Origin of the sequence: [Actinomadura] parvosata subsp. kistnae (genome assembly GCF_900323885.1) — a bacterium.
GTDB classification, from domain to species: Bacteria; Actinomycetota; Actinomycetes; order Streptosporangiales; family Streptosporangiaceae; genus Nonomuraea; species Nonomuraea composti.
Genome location: NZ_OOHJ01000018.1, coordinates 2,082,655 through 2,098,219, shown reverse-complemented (window position 1 = coordinate 2,098,219; position 15,565 = coordinate 2,082,655). Strand labels below are relative to the sequence as shown.

The 15,565-nt window shown below is 72.9% G+C and carries 13 protein-coding genes and 1 pseudogene; 8 read left to right on the top strand and 6 right to left on the bottom strand.

Going from position 1 to position 15,565, the window contains the following annotated elements; translation table 11 throughout:
- Nucleotides 1–53 precede the first annotated feature (53 nt).
- On the bottom strand, nt 54–1,577 hold the full coding sequence (locus tag KIS93_RS29700; protein ID WP_080044538.1) for a carbon-nitrogen hydrolase family protein: 1,524 nt from the start codon (nt 1,575–1,577) through the stop codon (nt 54–56).
- A 496-nt stretch (nt 1,578–2,073) separates the two neighbouring features.
- Here KIS93_RS29700 and KIS93_RS29695 point away from each other — a divergent pair, with 496 nt between their 5' ends.
- Together KIS93_RS29695 and KIS93_RS29690 are read left to right on the top strand one after the other, a co-directional pair.
- Complete coding sequence (locus KIS93_RS29695; protein ID WP_080044539.1) at nt 2,074–3,087, top strand: AraC family transcriptional regulator; 1,014 nt, start codon at nt 2,074–2,076, stop codon at nt 3,085–3,087.
- A 362-nt stretch (nt 3,088–3,449) separates the two neighbouring features.
- A complete protein-coding gene (locus tag KIS93_RS29690) occupies nt 3,450–4,283 on the top strand; it encodes an SAM-dependent methyltransferase (protein ID WP_080044540.1) in 834 nt (277 codons plus the stop codon).
- A gap of 40 nt (nt 4,284–4,323) precedes the next feature.
- On the opposite strand, the gene KIS93_RS29685 is transcribed toward KIS93_RS29690, so the two are convergent.
- On the bottom strand, nt 4,324–5,550 hold the full coding sequence (locus KIS93_RS29685; protein ID WP_080044541.1) for a cytochrome P450: 1,227 nt from the start codon (nt 5,548–5,550) through the stop codon (nt 4,324–4,326).
- Between the two features lie 84 nt (nt 5,551–5,634).
- Here KIS93_RS29685 and KIS93_RS65775 point away from each other — a divergent pair.
- Nucleotides 5,635–6,473 (top strand): annotated as a pseudogene (locus KIS93_RS65775) (helix-turn-helix transcriptional regulator).
- 44 nt (nt 6,474–6,517) lie between these two features.
- A complete protein-coding gene (locus KIS93_RS29675) occupies nt 6,518–7,282 on the top strand; it encodes a glucose 1-dehydrogenase (protein ID WP_080047428.1) in 765 nt (254 codons plus the stop codon).
- A gap of 3 nt (nt 7,283–7,285) precedes the next feature.
- Here KIS93_RS29675 and KIS93_RS29670 read toward each other — a convergent pair whose 3' ends face one another.
- Nucleotides 7,286–8,635 carry an acyltransferase family protein gene (locus KIS93_RS29670; protein ID WP_080044543.1) on the bottom strand — a complete coding sequence of 450 codons (1,350 nt, stop codon included), beginning with the start codon at nt 8,633–8,635 and terminating at the stop codon, nt 7,286–7,288.
- Between the two features lie 145 nt (nt 8,636–8,780).
- On the opposite strand from KIS93_RS29670, the gene KIS93_RS29665 reads away from it, so the two are divergent.
- Both KIS93_RS29665 and KIS93_RS29660 read left to right on the top strand, forming a co-directional pair.
- Complete coding sequence (locus KIS93_RS29665; RefSeq protein WP_080044544.1) at nt 8,781–9,527, top strand: SDR family oxidoreductase; 747 nt, start codon at nt 8,781–8,783, stop codon at nt 9,525–9,527.
- A gap of 53 nt (nt 9,528–9,580) precedes the next feature.
- On the top strand, nt 9,581–11,344 hold the full coding sequence (locus KIS93_RS29660) for a serine/threonine-protein kinase (RefSeq protein ID WP_155128926.1): 1,764 nt from the start codon (nt 9,581–9,583) through the stop codon (nt 11,342–11,344).
- On the opposite strand, the gene KIS93_RS29655 is transcribed toward KIS93_RS29660, so the two are convergent.
- Both KIS93_RS29655 and KIS93_RS29650 read right to left on the bottom strand, forming a co-directional pair.
- On the bottom strand, nt 11,341–11,955 hold the full coding sequence (locus KIS93_RS29655; protein WP_080047429.1) for an SRPBCC family protein: 615 nt from the start codon (nt 11,953–11,955) through the stop codon (nt 11,341–11,343). The two genes, KIS93_RS29660 and KIS93_RS29655, sit on opposite strands and share 4 nt — an antisense overlap.
- A gap of 23 nt (nt 11,956–11,978) precedes the next feature.
- Entirely contained in the window at nt 11,979–13,007 is a 1,029-nt protein-coding gene (locus KIS93_RS29650; protein ID WP_080044546.1) for a medium chain dehydrogenase/reductase family protein, read from the bottom strand.
- A gap of 130 nt (nt 13,008–13,137) precedes the next feature.
- On the opposite strand from KIS93_RS29650, the gene KIS93_RS29645 reads away from it, so the two are divergent.
- Entirely contained in the window at nt 13,138–13,791 is a 654-nt protein-coding gene (locus tag KIS93_RS29645; protein ID WP_080044547.1) for a TetR/AcrR family transcriptional regulator, read from the top strand.
- A 13-nt stretch (nt 13,792–13,804) separates the two neighbouring features.
- Here KIS93_RS29645 and KIS93_RS29640 read toward each other — a convergent pair whose 3' ends face one another.
- A complete protein-coding gene (locus KIS93_RS29640; RefSeq protein WP_080044548.1) occupies nt 13,805–14,392 on the bottom strand; it encodes a TetR/AcrR family transcriptional regulator in 588 nt (195 codons plus the stop codon).
- A 129-nt stretch (nt 14,393–14,521) separates the two neighbouring features.
- Here KIS93_RS29640 and KIS93_RS29635 point away from each other — a divergent pair, with 129 nt between their 5' ends.
- Nucleotides 14,522–15,541, top strand: coding sequence for an aldo/keto reductase (locus KIS93_RS29635; protein WP_080044549.1), 1,020 nt, complete (start codon nt 14,522–14,524; stop codon nt 15,539–15,541).
- The last annotated feature ends 24 nt before the right edge of the window (nt 15,542–15,565 follow it).

The following is a 15,565-nucleotide window of genomic DNA, read 5'->3' as shown; positions in this document are numbered from 1 at the left end:
GCCTAACTTAGAAGAGTGATCACCCCGGACGCAAGGAGTCAGGCGACCTTTGATCACCTCCCGACGGCGGTCCTCGATCGCCGCGCGCCTTGACGGCGGCGCTCGACCGATCGCCGCACTCCGGCCCCGACGACGCCGAGCGTCAGCGCCGCGCACAGCCAGGCGAAGACGTCCCCCACCATCCGGTACGGCGTGATCGCGCCGCGCATGGGCACGTCCACGATCCACGGGCGGTTGTCGCCGGTCGTGGTGTCCTGCTGCGACAGCACGTGCCCCTGGTGGTCGAAGGCTTGGGAGGAGCCGTTGAAGTCCTGCCGGACGAGCGCGTAACCGTTCTCGATCGCCCGCAGGCTCGCCATCTTCGTGTGGATGCGGCCCATTTCCGGCCAGTCGCCGCCGGGTACGAGCATGATGTCGGCGGCGACGCGCATCGTCGCGGGGAAGTCCGCGTCGTAGCAGATGACGTTGGACAGGCGGCCGTACGGGGTGTCCACGACGGGCACGGGGCCCGTGCCGGGCCGGTAGCTCTCCAGGCCGGGGATGGGGTGGTGCTTCTGGTACGTCCACAGCACGTTCCCGCCGGGCCCGATGAGCACGGTCTGGTCGCGGCCGTAGGGAGCGGCGGGCAGGTACACGTTCATGGCGAGGTTGAGATAGATGCCCTGCTCGCGGGCGAGCCGGGCGGCCTCGGCGAGGAACGCGGGCTCGTCCTCGGCGCGGATCTTCGCCGCGTTCTCCGACCAGAACACGATCTTCGCGCCCGCTCGTGCCGCCTCCCGGGTGTCGGCGAACAGTTGGCCGCTGACCAGGGCCGAGGCCGCCCGTACCGTGGCCGGGTCGATCCCGGAGACGGCCCGCAGGTCGGTCGGCTCGGCGCCGAGCAGCCGCCGGGCCGCGTCGAGGGAGGCCGCGGCCGGGTTGATGCCCGCGACCCGTACGGTCGGCGAGCCCGGCGCGGGGGCGAAGGCCAGCCGCGCCTGGCCGCCCGCCACCACCGCCGCCAGCACGGCCGCCACCACGACGGCCGGCCGGGGCCCGCCGCGCTCCCACAGGTGGTTGGCGGCGGTCGCGACGGCGCCGATGAGGAAGGCGATCGCGTAGGGCCCGACGACGGAGATCGCCTGAAGCAGCGCCAGGTCGTCGTGCTGGGTGACGGCCAGCAACCCGTACGCGGTGCCGAACGGATTGTAGGTACCCATCAGGAACGCGACCGCGGTCAGCGCGGCCGGAAAGGCGAGCAACCTCGCGAACGGCCCCAGCCGGGCCGCCACCAGCCGATCCACCGCGAAGGGCACGACCGCGGCCGACCCGAGCACGACCACCCCCGCCAGCACCAGAGGCGTGATCGGCACCGCGAGCTGCACGGCCCAGAACAACCCGCCCGCCACCCCCACCAACCACACCAGCGCGAGCCCCGGCCAGGGGCGCCCCGTCCGCACGAACCTCACCAGGAAAACCTGAAAGCCCCACGCCGCCAACGGCAGGTCCCACCGCCCCCCGACCGCGAACAACTGCAACACCAGCCCGAGCCCCAGCCAGAGCAGCCGGTGGCGAGAAGAGCGAGATGAGATCGTCATGCCCGGAACGGTACGAACGGGCACCGTGCCCGCCCCAGCACCGTCGCGCGCGAGAACCATGACCGATCCGCGCACGGCGGCCAGGGACGTGGGGCGGCGGGGGATCGTGATCGGTCCGCGCAGGGCAGCCAGAGACGCGAGGTGGCAGGGGGAAGGCACGGCCGATCGAGGCACGACGACCCCGGGATGTGAGGCGGCGGGGGAAGCGCGGCCGATTCGGGCACGACGACCGGAGACGTGAGGTGGCGGGGAAGTGCGACCTATTCGGGCACGACTATCCCGGACGTGAGGCGGTAGGGGAGTCGCGACCGATCCGGGCACGGCGACCGGGGACATGAGGTGGCCGGGAAAGCGGCGGCCAACCCGGGCACGACTACCCCGGACGTGAGGTGACAGGGGAAGTCACGACCGATCCGGGCACGACGACCGGGACGTGGGGGTGGCGGGGAAAGCGCGACCGATCCGTGTGCGGTGGCCGGCGACGTAGGGTGGGCCGGTGAGCAGCTCGACGCAGCCGGGCGACGTGGTCAGGCGGCTCGTGCGTGTCGGTGAGCGGCAGGGGCTCGACGTGGAGTCGCTGCTGCGCCGTACCGGCATCCGGCCTGGCGCGGCGCGGTGTGAGGACGTGACGCTCGCCCAGGTGGCGGAGCTGACCCAGGAGTTGTGGATCCTGACGGGGGACGAGCTGTTCGGGCTGGGCGCGCCCGTGCCGCTGGGCACCTTCCGGCTGGTGCTGCGCTCGGCGATCCACGTGCCCGACCTGGAGGGGGCGCTGCTGCGGCTGGCCGAGGCGAGCGCGACGCTGCCCGGCGTGCCGCCGCTGCGGGTGTCGGTGGTCGGGGCGCTCGCCGAGGTCGAGATCGACGTGAGCGGGCTCGACGACCCCGACCATCTGGCCGCCGAGCTGCTGGCCACGCTCGTCCACCGCCTGGCCGGCTGGCTCGCCGGGCGGCGGGTCGGCCTCCGGGAGCTGCGCCTGCCCTGGCCGGCGCCGCCGTACGCGGCCGACTACGAGGCGGTGTTCGGGCGGCATCCGGTGTTCGGGGCCGACCGGCTCGCGCTGGCCTTCGACCGCGACCTGCTGCGCGCGCCGGTCATCAGGAACGAGGAGGACCTCGCCGGCTACCTCGGCGATCAGCCTTACGTGTGGCTGGCCACGCGCGACTACGGCTCGTCCGTCGCCGACCGGGTACGCACGATCCTCGAACGCGGGCTGCGCGGCCGCTGGCCCGGCCCCGACGACGTCTCGGCCCAGCTCAACGTGAGCACGCAGCACCTGCGAAGGCTGCTGCGCGCCGAGGGCACGTCGATCGGGCGCATCAAGGAGGAGCTCCTGCGGGACGCCGCCATCGACGGCCTGCGCCGCGGCGAGGAGTCCGTCGAGGAGCTGGCCAGGCGGCTGGGCTTCTCGGAGGCGAGCGCGTTCAGACGCGCCTTCCGCCGCTGGACGGGCCACCCACCCGGCACCTTCCGCGCCCAGGACCGCCGCTCCGGTACCTTCCGCGCCTAGCCCCGCCCGCCCGGCACCTTTCGCGCCCAGCACCGCCCGTCCGGCACCTTCCGCGCCCAGCACCGCCCGTCCGGTACGTTCCGCGCCCCGCCTCGCCCGCCCGGCACATTCCGCGGGCAGGACCGTCGGTCCGGTGCGTTCCGCGCCTAGCCCCGCCCGCCCGGCGCCTTCTGCGCCGAGCCCCGCCAGCCCGGCACGATTCGCTCCCACACGAGCCTGCCCGGCCCGGTGCTTTCGCGCCTGTGGCCCGGAAGTGGTCCGTGCGGTGAAAGTTTCACGTGAAGCTGTGTATTCACGACATGCTCGCTATGCTCCCGAAACGCGTCAGATGTCGATCACTGAGTCACGGCCGGAAGGTGACCATGAGCGAGGCGTCCATGGAGCGGATCTGGACCCACCAGGACCCGGACTACCTGCCTCCGGAGATCGACACGAGCAAGCCCAGCATCGCCCGCGTGTACGACGCGTTCCTCGGCGGCAAGGACAACTTCGCGGTCGACCGGGCCATCGCGATGGAGGGCATGAAGCACTTCCCCGACGGCGGCGGGGGCGCGCGGAACAACCGGGCGATGCTGTTCAGGGGTGTGAAGTTCATGACGGAGCAGGGCATCGACCAGTTCCTCGATGTCGGCTCCGGCCTGCCGACGATGGACAACACCCATTCGGTCGCGCAGCGGATCAATCCGGACGCGCGCGTCGTCTACGTCGACAACGATCCCATCGTGCTCGCGCACGCCCGCGCGCTCCTGCAGACCAACGACAACACGCGGGTCATCACCGCGGACATGCGCGAGCCCGAGGCGATCTTCCAGCATCCGAAGGTGGCGGGGTTCCTGGACTTCTCGCGCCCGATCGGGCTGCTGCTGGTGGCCGTGGTGCACCATCTCGGTGACGACGAGCGGCCGGCGGAGCTGGTGGACACGTACAAGGCGCGGCTGGCTCCGGGCAGCTTCCTGCAGCTCACGCACTTCTGCTCGTGCGCGCCCGAAGTGCGGGCGCTCGAGGGGGTCCTGCTGTCGATGCTGGGCACCGGCAGGGCGCGCGACCTGGAGGAGATCACCCGCTTCTTCGACGGGCTGGAGCTGGTCGAGCCGGGGGTGGTGCATCTGCCGGAGTGGCGGCCGGAGGAGCCCGTCGAGCGGCCGCTGGACCTGGCGGGCATCTGCATCGCGGGCGGAGTCGCTCGCAAGCCATGAACCGCCCGTAAGCCATGAACCGCTCGTAAGCCCTGAATCCTCACCACTCCAGCAGGAGGGTGAGCGGGCCGCGGTGGTCGAGCGTGCCGCGGTACTCGATCCGCTGGCCCGGTACGAGGCGCAGCCCGGGCAGCCGCTCGGCGAGCAGGCGCAGCGAGATCTCGACCTGGCGGCGCGCCAGCCCGGCCCCCGGGCAGTAGTGGGCGCCCTGGCCGAAGACCACGTTGGCGTGCGGGGGCCGGGTGATGTCGAACGTCTCGGCGCGTTCGAAGGCGTCCTCGTCCCGGTTGGCGGAGGCCAGGCAGAGGGCGAACTCGGTGCCGGCGGGGAAGTTCCGCCCGCCGACGGTGGCCTCGGCGGTGGAGATCCGCAGGAAGATGTGGGTCGGGGTGTCGTAGCGGGCGATCTCCTCGGTGGCGTTCGGCGCGAGGTCGGGCCGCTCGCACAGCAGCCGCCACTGCTCAGGCTCCGACAGCAGCCGGAGCAGGCCGTTGCCGAGCAGCGCCGAGGTGGTGATGTGGCCGGGCAGGGCGATGCCGAGGATCATGCCGATGAGCTCGGCCATCTCCTCGAAGGCCAGGGGCCCGTCGCCGGGGGCGAAGGCGGCGACGTAGTCGCTGATCACGTCGTCCTCGGGTGCGGCGCGGCGCTCGGTCACGTACCGCTCGATGAGCCGCTGAAAGCGCACCCACGCCTGCGCGCACGCGATCTGCTCCTCCTCGGAGCCGAACCGGTGCCCCATCCCCATGGCCGCGGCCGCGCGGCTGTCGTCACCGAACGCCGTGGCGTCCTGCTCGGCGAACCCGACCAGCCGGGCGGTCACGTCCACGGGCAGCCGGTTGGCGTACCCGGCCATGAACTCGACGCCGCCGTCCTTGGCGAAGCCGTCGATGAGGGTGGTGGCGCGTTCGGTGATGTAGGGCTCGATCGCGGCGACACGTTCGGGGGTGAGCGCCGCCGCGGCGGGCGCGCGCCGCCGCCGGTGCTCCTCGCCGTCCATCGTGATGTACGAGCCGAGGTTCGGGTAGCCCTTCTCCAGCTCCGCGAGCAGCGCGGGCGGGAACGGCGAGTAGGGGCGCAGCGTGTTGGCCGAGGAGAACAGGGCCCCGTCCCGCAGGATCCGGCGCACGTCGGCCATCTTCGTCACGACCCAGGCGCCGATGGCGGGGGAGTAGAACAGCGGCTCCTCGCGGCGGGCCCGCTCGTAGAAGGGGTAGGGGTCGGCGTGGTGCTGGTGGAGCGGCTCGTACAGATCGCCCAAGGACATGCCTGTCACCTTCGCCAGCAGAAGCTCGACAGTGCGAGATATGGCAATTGTCCCGACTATAACCCGGCTCCGTTACGGTGACCTATGACCAGCGAGTCCCTTGAGACGCGGCGGCACCGCCGCGAGCAGCTTCGCGACTTCCTCCGTGCCTGCCGGGCCCGGCTGACCCCCGCCGACGTCGGCATGGTGGGCGCGGGCCGGCGCAGGACGCCGGGGCTGCGCCGCGAGGAGGTCGCCGTGCTGGCCGGGGTGGGCGTGTCCTGGTACACGTGGCTGGAGCAGGGCCGCGACATCAACGTCTCGTCCGAGGTGCTCGACGCGATCGGCCGGGCGTTGCGCCTGACCGGGCCCGAGCGCGCGCACCTGTACCTGCTGGCCGGCCTCAACCCGCCGCCCGCCGGCGAGGCGCCGGCGGGCGAGGTCACCCCGGAGCTGCGGCGCCTGGTGGACGCGTGGTCGCCGCGCCCGGCGATCCTGCGCGACAGCCGCTGGAACCTGCTGGCGATCAACGCGGCGACGCGGGCGGTGTTCGGCTACGACGACGTCGATCACAACTGCCTGGTCTCGTTCTTCACGAACGCCCGCTACCGGGGGATGCACGTGCAGTGGGACGCGGTCGCGCCGGCCGTGGTGGCCGCCTTCCGCGCCGACGCGGGCGCGCGCCCGGAGATCCGGAGTTCGCGCGGCTGGTGGCCGACCTCGGCTCGGTGAGCCCGGAGTTCGCGCGGCTCTGGGCCCGGCACGAGGTGGGCGCGCCCGTCCAGGCGGTGAAGGCGGTGCGGCACCCCGAGGCGGGGGAGCTGTTCTTCGAGATGACGACGCTGACCGTGGCCGACCGGCCGGGCTGGCACCTGGAGCTGTACAACCCGCTGCCCGGCACCGGGGACCGGTTGGCCAAGGTGGTGGTGGCAGACCCAGGCTGAGCACGCACTGTATGGCCGGCGGGCCGGTCGGCAGGCTGAGCCCCATGACGAAGACACGTTTCGACGGCAGGATCGCGCTCATCACCGGCGGCACCAGCGGCATGGGCCTGGCCGCTGCCCACAGGTTCCTCGCCGAGGGCGCCCATGTGGTCATCACGGGCCGGGACCAGGCCCGGCTGGACACCGCCCTCAAGGAACTCGACGGAGGTGACCGCGCGGTCGCGGTGCGCGCCGACGTGGCCGACCTCGACGACCTGGACGCGCTGGCCGCCGCGATCCGCGACCGGCACGGGCGGCTGGACGTGGTGTTCGCCAACGCGGGCGTCGCCTCGTTCGGGGCAGTCGGCGAGGTGGGCGAGGCCGAGTTCGACCGCATCGTGGACACCAACTTCAAGGGGGTGTTCTTCACCGTCCACAAGACGCTGCCGCTGCTCGCGGACGGCGCCGCGATCGTCATCAACGCGTCGTGGACGCTGCACCGCGGCCTGCCGGGAGCCTCCGTTTACGCGGCGACCAAGGCGGCGGTGCACAACCTGGCGCACACGCTCGCGGCGGACCTCGCGCCCCGGGGCATCCGGGTCAACTCGGTCAGCCCCGGCTACATCGAGACCCCGATGTTCCACGACAACATCTCCGCCGAAGCCGCCGCCGCTGTGCTCGCCGCGGTGCCCGCCGGCCGCCTGGGCACCGCCGAGGACGTCGCCGCCGCGGTCGCCTTCCTCGCCTCGGACGAGGCGTCGTACGTCAACGGGCAGGACCTGGTCATCGACGGCGGCCTGGTCGCCACCGCGTCCGGCCTGACGGGGTGAGCCTCAGCCCCGGCGGGCGTGCGCGCGCACGACGCGGCGGCCGAGCGCCTGCGCGGGCAGCTCCACGAACCGGTGGGTGAGCGTCGCGGCGCCGACGACGGCGGACGCCACCACCAGCGACAGGCCGATCCGCCCGGTCAGCGGCACCTGCGCGGGGTACGGCACCAGCCGCCGCAGCACCTGCACGACGAGCGGATGCAGCAGGTAGACGGAGTAGCTGAGCACCCCGAGCCGCACGAGCAGCGCGGCCGGCCGCGGCACGCGGAAACCGGCCGGCCGCGGCAGGCTGAGCCGGACGGCTCGCGGCACGCGGAAAGAGCCTGGCCGGAGCGTCCGGAACCCCATGAAGGTCAGCCAGGCCGCCACCACGGCCGCCGACCAGCTCCACCTGAACGCCACCGCCTCCTCCTCGGACATCCCCCACCCGGGCCCGAACCGGAGCGCGGCCACCACGCACACCACGGGCACCATCGCGACCACCCACCGGGCCCCGCGGTGGAGCCGCCCGTGGTCGAGCCGGTTGAGCGCCGTCCCCGCGAACATGGTGGCCACGATGGCCAGGCTCTGCCATGCCCCGACCCGGCTGTTCCAGCCGAGCAGCACGACGGCCAGCACGGCGACGGCGATCGCGCCGCACACCCGTCCACGATGGGCGCCGCCGAGGATCGCGGCCATCCCGGCCACCAGCACGGCGGTCGCGAGCAGCACGGCGGCGTCGCCGCCGAGCGCGCGCGACAGGGCTCCGGCCGGGAGCAGCCCGCCGGCGAGCACGCCGGCCATCGCGACGACGAGCACGCCGGTGGTGCGCGGCCGGTGCGGGGCGACGACGAACAGCGCCGTGACCAGGAGGTAGAACACCATCTCGTACGAGAGCGTCCAGAACACGTTGACCACGCTGACGACCTGGAGGAAGTCCTGGAGCATGGTCAGGTGGGCCAGCCCGGCGGTGACCGGGTGCTCGGCCAGCGCGTCCGGCAGCCCGGCGTACACCTGCGCGAGGCCGAACACCGTCCCGGCGACCGCCACGACCGCCCACAGCGGGTAGAGGCGGAACGCGCGGCCGATCCAGAAGCCGGTGACGCTGCCCCGCCGCTCCAGCGAGGCCGGCACCACGTAGCCGCTGACCAGGAAGAACAGCATGACGCCGTACTGGCCGAAGTCGAACCGCGGGCTGACGGCCGCGCGCACCTCGGGGAAGAGGGGGTCGAGCAGGTGCTCGAAGAGCACGGCGAGCACGGCCGCGCCGCGCAGCGCGTCCAGCCAGGTCTGCCTGCCGGCCGGCGGGGGTGGCTGCGTCAGGACGCCGGCCCGCGGCCCGCCGTCGCCTCTCAGGTCTGCCAGGTTGATGGACACCCGGTCACGCTACGGTGTCAACCTGAGCGAATGCTTGCAGTAAACCCAGGTCAGGTGCCATCTTCTCGTCGGGAAAACTATCGTTGACCCGCTTTTCCTCCGCTTCGGGGGTGCCTAGCCTCCGTAGTGACGAGGAGGTGCCGCCATGAAGATCGTGGTGATCGGGGGGACCGGCCTGATCGGGTCGAAGCTGGTCTCCTGGCTGGGGGAGCAGGGGCACGAGGCCGTGGCCGCCTCACCGCGGACGGGCGTGAACGCCCTGACCGGGGAGGGGCTGGCCGGGGCGCTGGCGGGCGCCGACGTCGTGGCCGACGTGTCGAACTCGCCGTCCTTCGAGGCCGGCGCGGTCATGGAGTTCTTCGAGACCTCCACCCGCAACGTGATCGAGGCCGCGTCCGCCGCCGGCGTCGGCCACCACGTGGCGCTGTCGGTGGTCGGCACCCGCCGCACGCCCACGAACGACTACTTCCGCGCCAAGCTCGCCCAGGAGCGGCTGATCGAGAAGTCGGGCCTGCCGTTCTCGATCGTGCACGCCACGCAGTTCTTCGAGTTCGTCCGCGGCATCGCCGACGAGTCCACCCAGGACGGCCAGGTACGCATCGCGCCCGTCCTCTTCCAGCCCATGGCGGGCGACGACGTGGCCAGGGCCGTCGGCCGGGTCGCGGCCGGGCCGCCGCTGAACGGGCGGATCGAGGTGGCCGGGCCGGAGCGGTTCCGCATGGACGAGTTCTTCCGCGCGGCGCTGGCGTCCTGGGGTGACCCGCGCGAGGTGGTCACCGACCCGCACGCCCGCTACTTCGGCACGGAGGTGGGCGAGCACACGCTGGTGCCGGACGACGGCGCCACCCTGGGCGAGATCCGCTATCGCGACTGGCCCGGCCGCGACGCCTGACCGGCTGGCATAATCACTGGGCGATCACTGACACCCAGTCGAAGCGGGGCCTCGTGAGCAACCCTCCGCGCCGGCGGGATCCGGCGACAGTGGGGCCGTACCGGATCGTCGGGCGGCTCGGCGCCGGCGGCATGGGCGTCGTCTACGCCGGGGTGGACACCGCCGGGCAGCGGGCCGCGGTCAAGCTGATCCACGACACGTACGCCGCCAACCCCGAGTTCCGGGTGCGGTTCCGGCGCGAGGTGGCGATGCTGCGCCGCGTCCGGGGTGCCTGCTGCGTACGGATCCTCGCCGCGGACGCCGAGGCGGAGCGGCCGTGGCTGGCGACGGAGTACATCGAGGGCCGCACCCTCGACGAGCACGTCAGGGAGCGCGGGCCGCTGACCGGCGACGCGCTGTTCGGGCTCGCCGCCGGGCTCGCGGAGGCCCTGGTCGCCGTGCACGCGGCCGAGGTCGTGCACCGGGATCTCAAGGCCGGCAACGTGATGGTGTCGCCGGCGGGCCCGCGGCTCGTGGACTTCGGCATCGCCCGCGCCCTCGACGGCACCTCCCTCACGGGCACCGGCCTGGTGATCGGCTCGCCGGGGTGGGTGAGCCCGGAGGAGTACCTCGGCGGCCCGACCGGCCCCGCCGCCGACGTGTACGGCTGGGCGCTGGTCGTCGTCTTCGCCGCGACGGGCCGGATGCCGTACGGGGCGGGGCGTCCGGAGGTCCTGGCGTACCGCGTCATGAACGAGGCCGTCGACACGAGCGCGGTGCCGGCGGCGCTGCGGCCCATGGTCGAGCGGGCCCTGTCCAAGTCACCGCACGCACGCCCGGCGATGCACGAGGTGCTGACGGCGGTCGCCACCGCTTGGGACGCCCAGGAGGGCGGGCGCGGTGTCGGGACGGGGAGTGCGGCGGCCGACGTGACCGCCCGCCTGAACCGCGTCTGGTCCATGCCCGCGGACGACGCCCTCGCCTGGCCGCCGGAGCCCCCGGCCGAGCGGCGCCGCGGCCTGTTGCGCAGGCTCGTGCCCGTCGCCGCCGCCGTGACGGCCCTCGGATGCACGGCGGCGATCCTGCTCAACCTGCCCTCGAACGCCAAGACCAGCGACTCCCGGGCCTCGGCGTCCCCGTCGAGAGCGCCCGCCACGACCGCGCCGCCGAGCCCGACCGCCACGACCGCGCCCCCGGCTCCGCGCAGTGCCGTGGACCTGGCCGCCGCGCTCGACCTGTCACTCAGCACGACCCCCACCGCCGACTTCACCTTCGAGGGCGGCTTCACCCAGAGCAGCGCCGCCGCCAAGGCGAGCGGCCACGTGCTGGCCGGCGACGCGAGGACCGAGGACGACTTCTCGATGCGGATCGACCCCGCCGAGGAGCCGGCCGCCCGTTACGTCATCGCGGACGGATTGTTCTACCGGGACCGGCCGGGAGCCTCGGGCGAGCTGCCGGAGGACCAGCGCCCGGCGGACGCGGACTGGTACGCGCTCATGGTCGCCGGCACGGCGGGCCCGTCGATCATCCAGCAGATCGTGCTGAACACCACGAACCTCCAGCAGTCGGGCCGCACCTACACCGGGGTCCTGCCCGCGAGCGCGGCGGGCGGCCGGCTGCGGACGCTGCTGACCTCGTGGCTGGGTGCGGACGTGAGCGACGGCGCCGGCGCCTCGTACTTCAGCTACCGGCTCACGATCGACCGGGACAACCGGCCGACGACGTTCACGCTCACGTGGAAGGTGCCCGTGAGCGGCACGGGGACGTACGAGTCGGACTTCACCACCACCTACCGGGGCTGGCGGGCAGGCGGGAAGATCTCCAAGCCGGCGGGTTAGGCTTCGGCGGCGGCCTTCAGGTCGCGCAGCCACGCGTCGAGCCCGGCGCCGAGCGCCCGGGTGGCGGTGGGGATGTCGGCCTCGACCTGGTCGCCGGTCCAGGTCTCCTCGGTGTGGACGCGAACACCGCCCTTGACCTTGGTGAACGTCCACAGGTGGACCCCTCGGTCGATGCGCAGCCCCTCGCCGATCGCGGGCCCGGTCCACAGGACGCAGGAGTCGCGCTTGAGCTGCTGGACCGTGGAAGTGATCTTCAGGGTGGTGGCCGGGGTGGTGGGCGTGGCGGGCGCGGGGGTGGTCCAGCGGAACCGCGAGCCCGCGCGCAGGGAGCCGTGGTCGAGCCGCTTCGCGGTCAGGACTGGCTTCTGCCATTCAGGCCAGCGCTCGACGTCGGTCTGCAGCTTGAAGACCCTGCTCAGCGGCGCCTTGATCACGACATCGGCCTGGTAGCGGATTCGGGCACCGGGATCCACCCCCTGGCCCCGGCACTGCTGGGCGCTGGCGGCCTGGGCGGGTGCGACGGCCTGCGCGGACGCGGCCGGGCTCACGAGGAGGCCGGCGGCGAGCAGGCCGGTGGTGAGCAGGCCGGTGACGGCGGTGGTGCTGGACATGAGGATCCTCTCGGGGTGGTTGATCACGGGTTCAGGACGACTTTCCCGGCGACGGTGCCGGACTCGGCCAGCCGCAGGGCGTCGGCGACGCGGGCGAGCGGCAGCTCGGCGGCGATCTGGGCGGTGATGTCCCCGCGCTGCAGCGCCGCGAAGACCTGGGTGAGGTCGGCGCGCAGCCGGGCGCGGAACCGGTCCTTGGCCAGGGCCCGGCCGCCCCAGACGTTGTAGAAGTAGGCGTGGCGGCGGTTGGGCAGGACGTTCCACAGCCACGTCCTGGCGAGCAGCTTGAGCACGGGCCACGACTTGGAGCCCTCGTCGTCGCGGGTGGAGGCGCTGCCGTAGGAGACGAGAGTGCCGCCGGGGGCGAGCAGCCGCCAGGAGTCCACGACGCCGCGCCCGCCGACGTGGTCGAAGACGGCGTCCACCCCGCCGGGGGCGAGCTCGCGGACGCGGGCGGTGACGTTCTCGGTGCGGTAGTCGATGGGCAGGACGCCGCGCTCGCGCAGGGCGTCGTGGTGGCGCGCGGACGCGGTGCCGATGACCCGCACGCCGGCTGCCAGGGCGAGCTGGACGAGGACGGAGCCGACGCCGCCGTTGGCGCCGTGCACCAGGATGGTCTGCCCGCCGCGCACCCGGGCCTTGCGGTTGAGCATCTGCCAGGCGGTGATGCCGTTGACGACCACGGTCTCGGCCTCGGCCGGGCGCAGGCCGCCGGGCACCGGCACCACGTCGGCGGCGTCGACGAGCACGTGGCTGGCCCAGGCGCCGACCTTGAGCAGCGCGGCCACGCGGGTGTCGGCCAGGCCGGGGTCGACGCCCTCGCCGGTGGCGAGCACCGTGCCGACCAGGTCGTACCCGGGCACGAACGGGTAGGGCGGCTGGTCGTAGTAGCGGCCCCGGCGCATCTGCTGCTCGGCGAAGGAGACGCCGGTGGCCTCCATCCGGATCAGGACCTGGCCGGCGCCGGGGGTGGGGACGGCTCCGCGCCGGATCCGCAGCCCGTCGGGCTCCACCTTGCCCGGCAGCACGACTTCCACGAGCCCTTCCTTCATGGCGACCTCCGTTGCGTTACAAGCTCTCGCGTTGGTTAGAACTTATAACGCCACGAGCCGGGAGGTCAAGCGGAAGCGTGATAGCTTCTAACCAACGCTTGAAGATGTAGCTCCTGAGAGGTGAGAGCCCATGGCGGACACGGGTGCGAAGGCTCCGCGCGAGCGCTACCGCACGCAGGTGCGGTCGGAGATCAAGCAGCACGCGTGGGAGCAGATCGCCTCGGCCGGTGCCTCAGCGCTGTCACTCAACGCGATCGCCAAGCGGATGGGCATGAGCGGCCCCGCGCTCTACCGGTACTTCGCCGGCCGCGACGACCTGCTCACCGAGCTCATCAGGGACGCCTACCGCAGCCTCGCCGACACCTTCCGCGCGGCCGCCGGCTCCGGCGCCGACCTGGCCGGGCTGGCGCACGCCCTGCGCGGCTGGGCGCTGGAGGACCCGCAGCGCTATTTCCTCATGTACGGCACGCCAGTGCCCGGCTACCAGGCGCCCGACGACGTCACGCTCATCGCCAACGAGATCATGCAGGTCCTGCTCGACGCCTGCGCGGCGCTGGAGCTCCGCGATGGGCGGGCGCCGTTCGACGAGCACCTCGAAAGCCACCGCGAGTGGGCGGCGGGCCACCCCGCCCCCGCTCCGGTCCTGCGCCGCGCCCTGGCGTTCTGGACGCGCATGCACGGCGTGCTGTCACTGGAGCTGGCCGGCCACTTCGCCGGGATGGGCTTCGACGCCGCGCTGTTCTTCGAGTCCGAGCTCCAGGAGCTGACCAGATCCGGAACGTGATTCCGGAGCTTTCCTAGCGGCGGCGCAGCCCCTCCACCAGGAGGCCGACGAGGCGGCGGGCGTCGTAGCGGGGGTCGCTCTCCGCGCCGATGCACAGGTTCCCGACGCCGCGCATGAGCTCGTACGCCTCCAGGTCAGGAAGGATCTCGCCGGCCTCGACCGCCGCCGCGACCAACTCCGCGCACACCGGCAGCAGGCGTTCGAGGAAGTAGCCGTGGAGCTGCTGGAAGCCGGCGTCGTCCGATTGCAGCACGGCGGCCAGCCCGTGCTTGGTGACCAGGAAGTCGACGAACAGGTTGATCCACCGCCCGAGCGCGGCGTGCGGGCTCGCGCTGCTCGCCAGCAGGACGGGCCCGGCCTTGGCGCACTCCTCGATCTGGTGCCGGTAGACGGCGATGATGAGCTCCGCCCGGGTCGGGAAGTGGCGGTAGATCGTGGCCACCCCGACGCCCGCCCTGGCCGCGATGTCGCGGATCGGCGCCTCGACGCCCGAGGTCACGAAGACCGCCGCGGCGGCATCGAGCAGCGCCCTCTCGTTGCGCCGGGCGTCGGCCCGCTTGCGCGGGGCCGCCTGGCCCTTGCCGTCGTCGCTGTCGTTCACGCGCCGCTTCCTCCACCTCTCGACTTGCGAAACGGAACACGGTTCCTTATCGTGAACGGTATCGGAACCGCGTTCCGCTTATCCATGATGCCAGAGCCGCATCGTTTCCTCCTACGTCAGGAACCCCTCATGCAGTACCGCACCTTGGGCCGTACCGGTGTCCGGGTCAGCACCCTCGCGCTCGGCGCCATGAACTTCGGCGCGATCGGCCGCACCACCCAGGATGAGGCCACCGCCATCGTCGACGCCGCCCTCGACGCCGGCGTCAACCTCATCGACACCGCCGACATGTACGGCGCCGGCGAGTCGGAGGAGATGGTCGGCAAGGCCATCGCCGGCCGCCGCGACGACATCGTGCTCGCCACCAAGGCCGGCATGCCGATGGGCGAGGAGCGCAACCACCAGGGCGGCTCGCGCCGCTGGCTGACCATCGAGCTGGAGCGCAGCCTGCGCCGCCTCGGCGTCGACCACGTGGACCTCTACCAGCTCCACCGGTGGGACCCGGCCACCAGCGACGAGGAGACGCTGTCCGCGCTGACCGACCTGCAGCGGGCCGGCAAGATCCGCTACTTCGGCTCCTCCACCTTCCCCGCCTACCGCATCGTGCAGGCCCAGTGGGCCGCCAAGGAGAACCGTCTCGGCCGGTACGTCACCGAGCAGCCCAGCTACTCGATCCTGCAGCGCGGGATCGAGGCGCACGTCCTGCCGGTGACCGAGGAGTACGGGCTCGGCGTGCTGGCGTGGAGCCCGCTCGCCTCGGGCTGGCTGTCGGGCGCGGTCCGCGCCGGGCAGGAGGTCGCCACCCACCGCTCGGCGTTCCTGCCCGAGCGCTTCGACCTGTCCCTGCCGCACAACCGCGCCCGGCTCGACGCGGTCGAGCGGCTGGCCGGGGTCGCCGACGCGGCCGGGCTCACCATGATCCAGCTCGCGCTCGGCTTCGTGACCGCGCACCCCGCCGTGACCAGCGCCATCATCGGGCCGCGCACGCTCGGCCACCTGCACTCACAACTCGCCGCCGCCGACACCGTGCTGCCCGCCGACGTCCTCGACGCGATCGACGAGATCGTGGCGCCGGGCCTCGACCTGGCGCCCCAGGAGAAGTTCGACACCCCGCCCGTCCTCCTCGACCCCGCACTCAGACGCCGCTGAAAGGGCGATTCTCATGCCGCATCA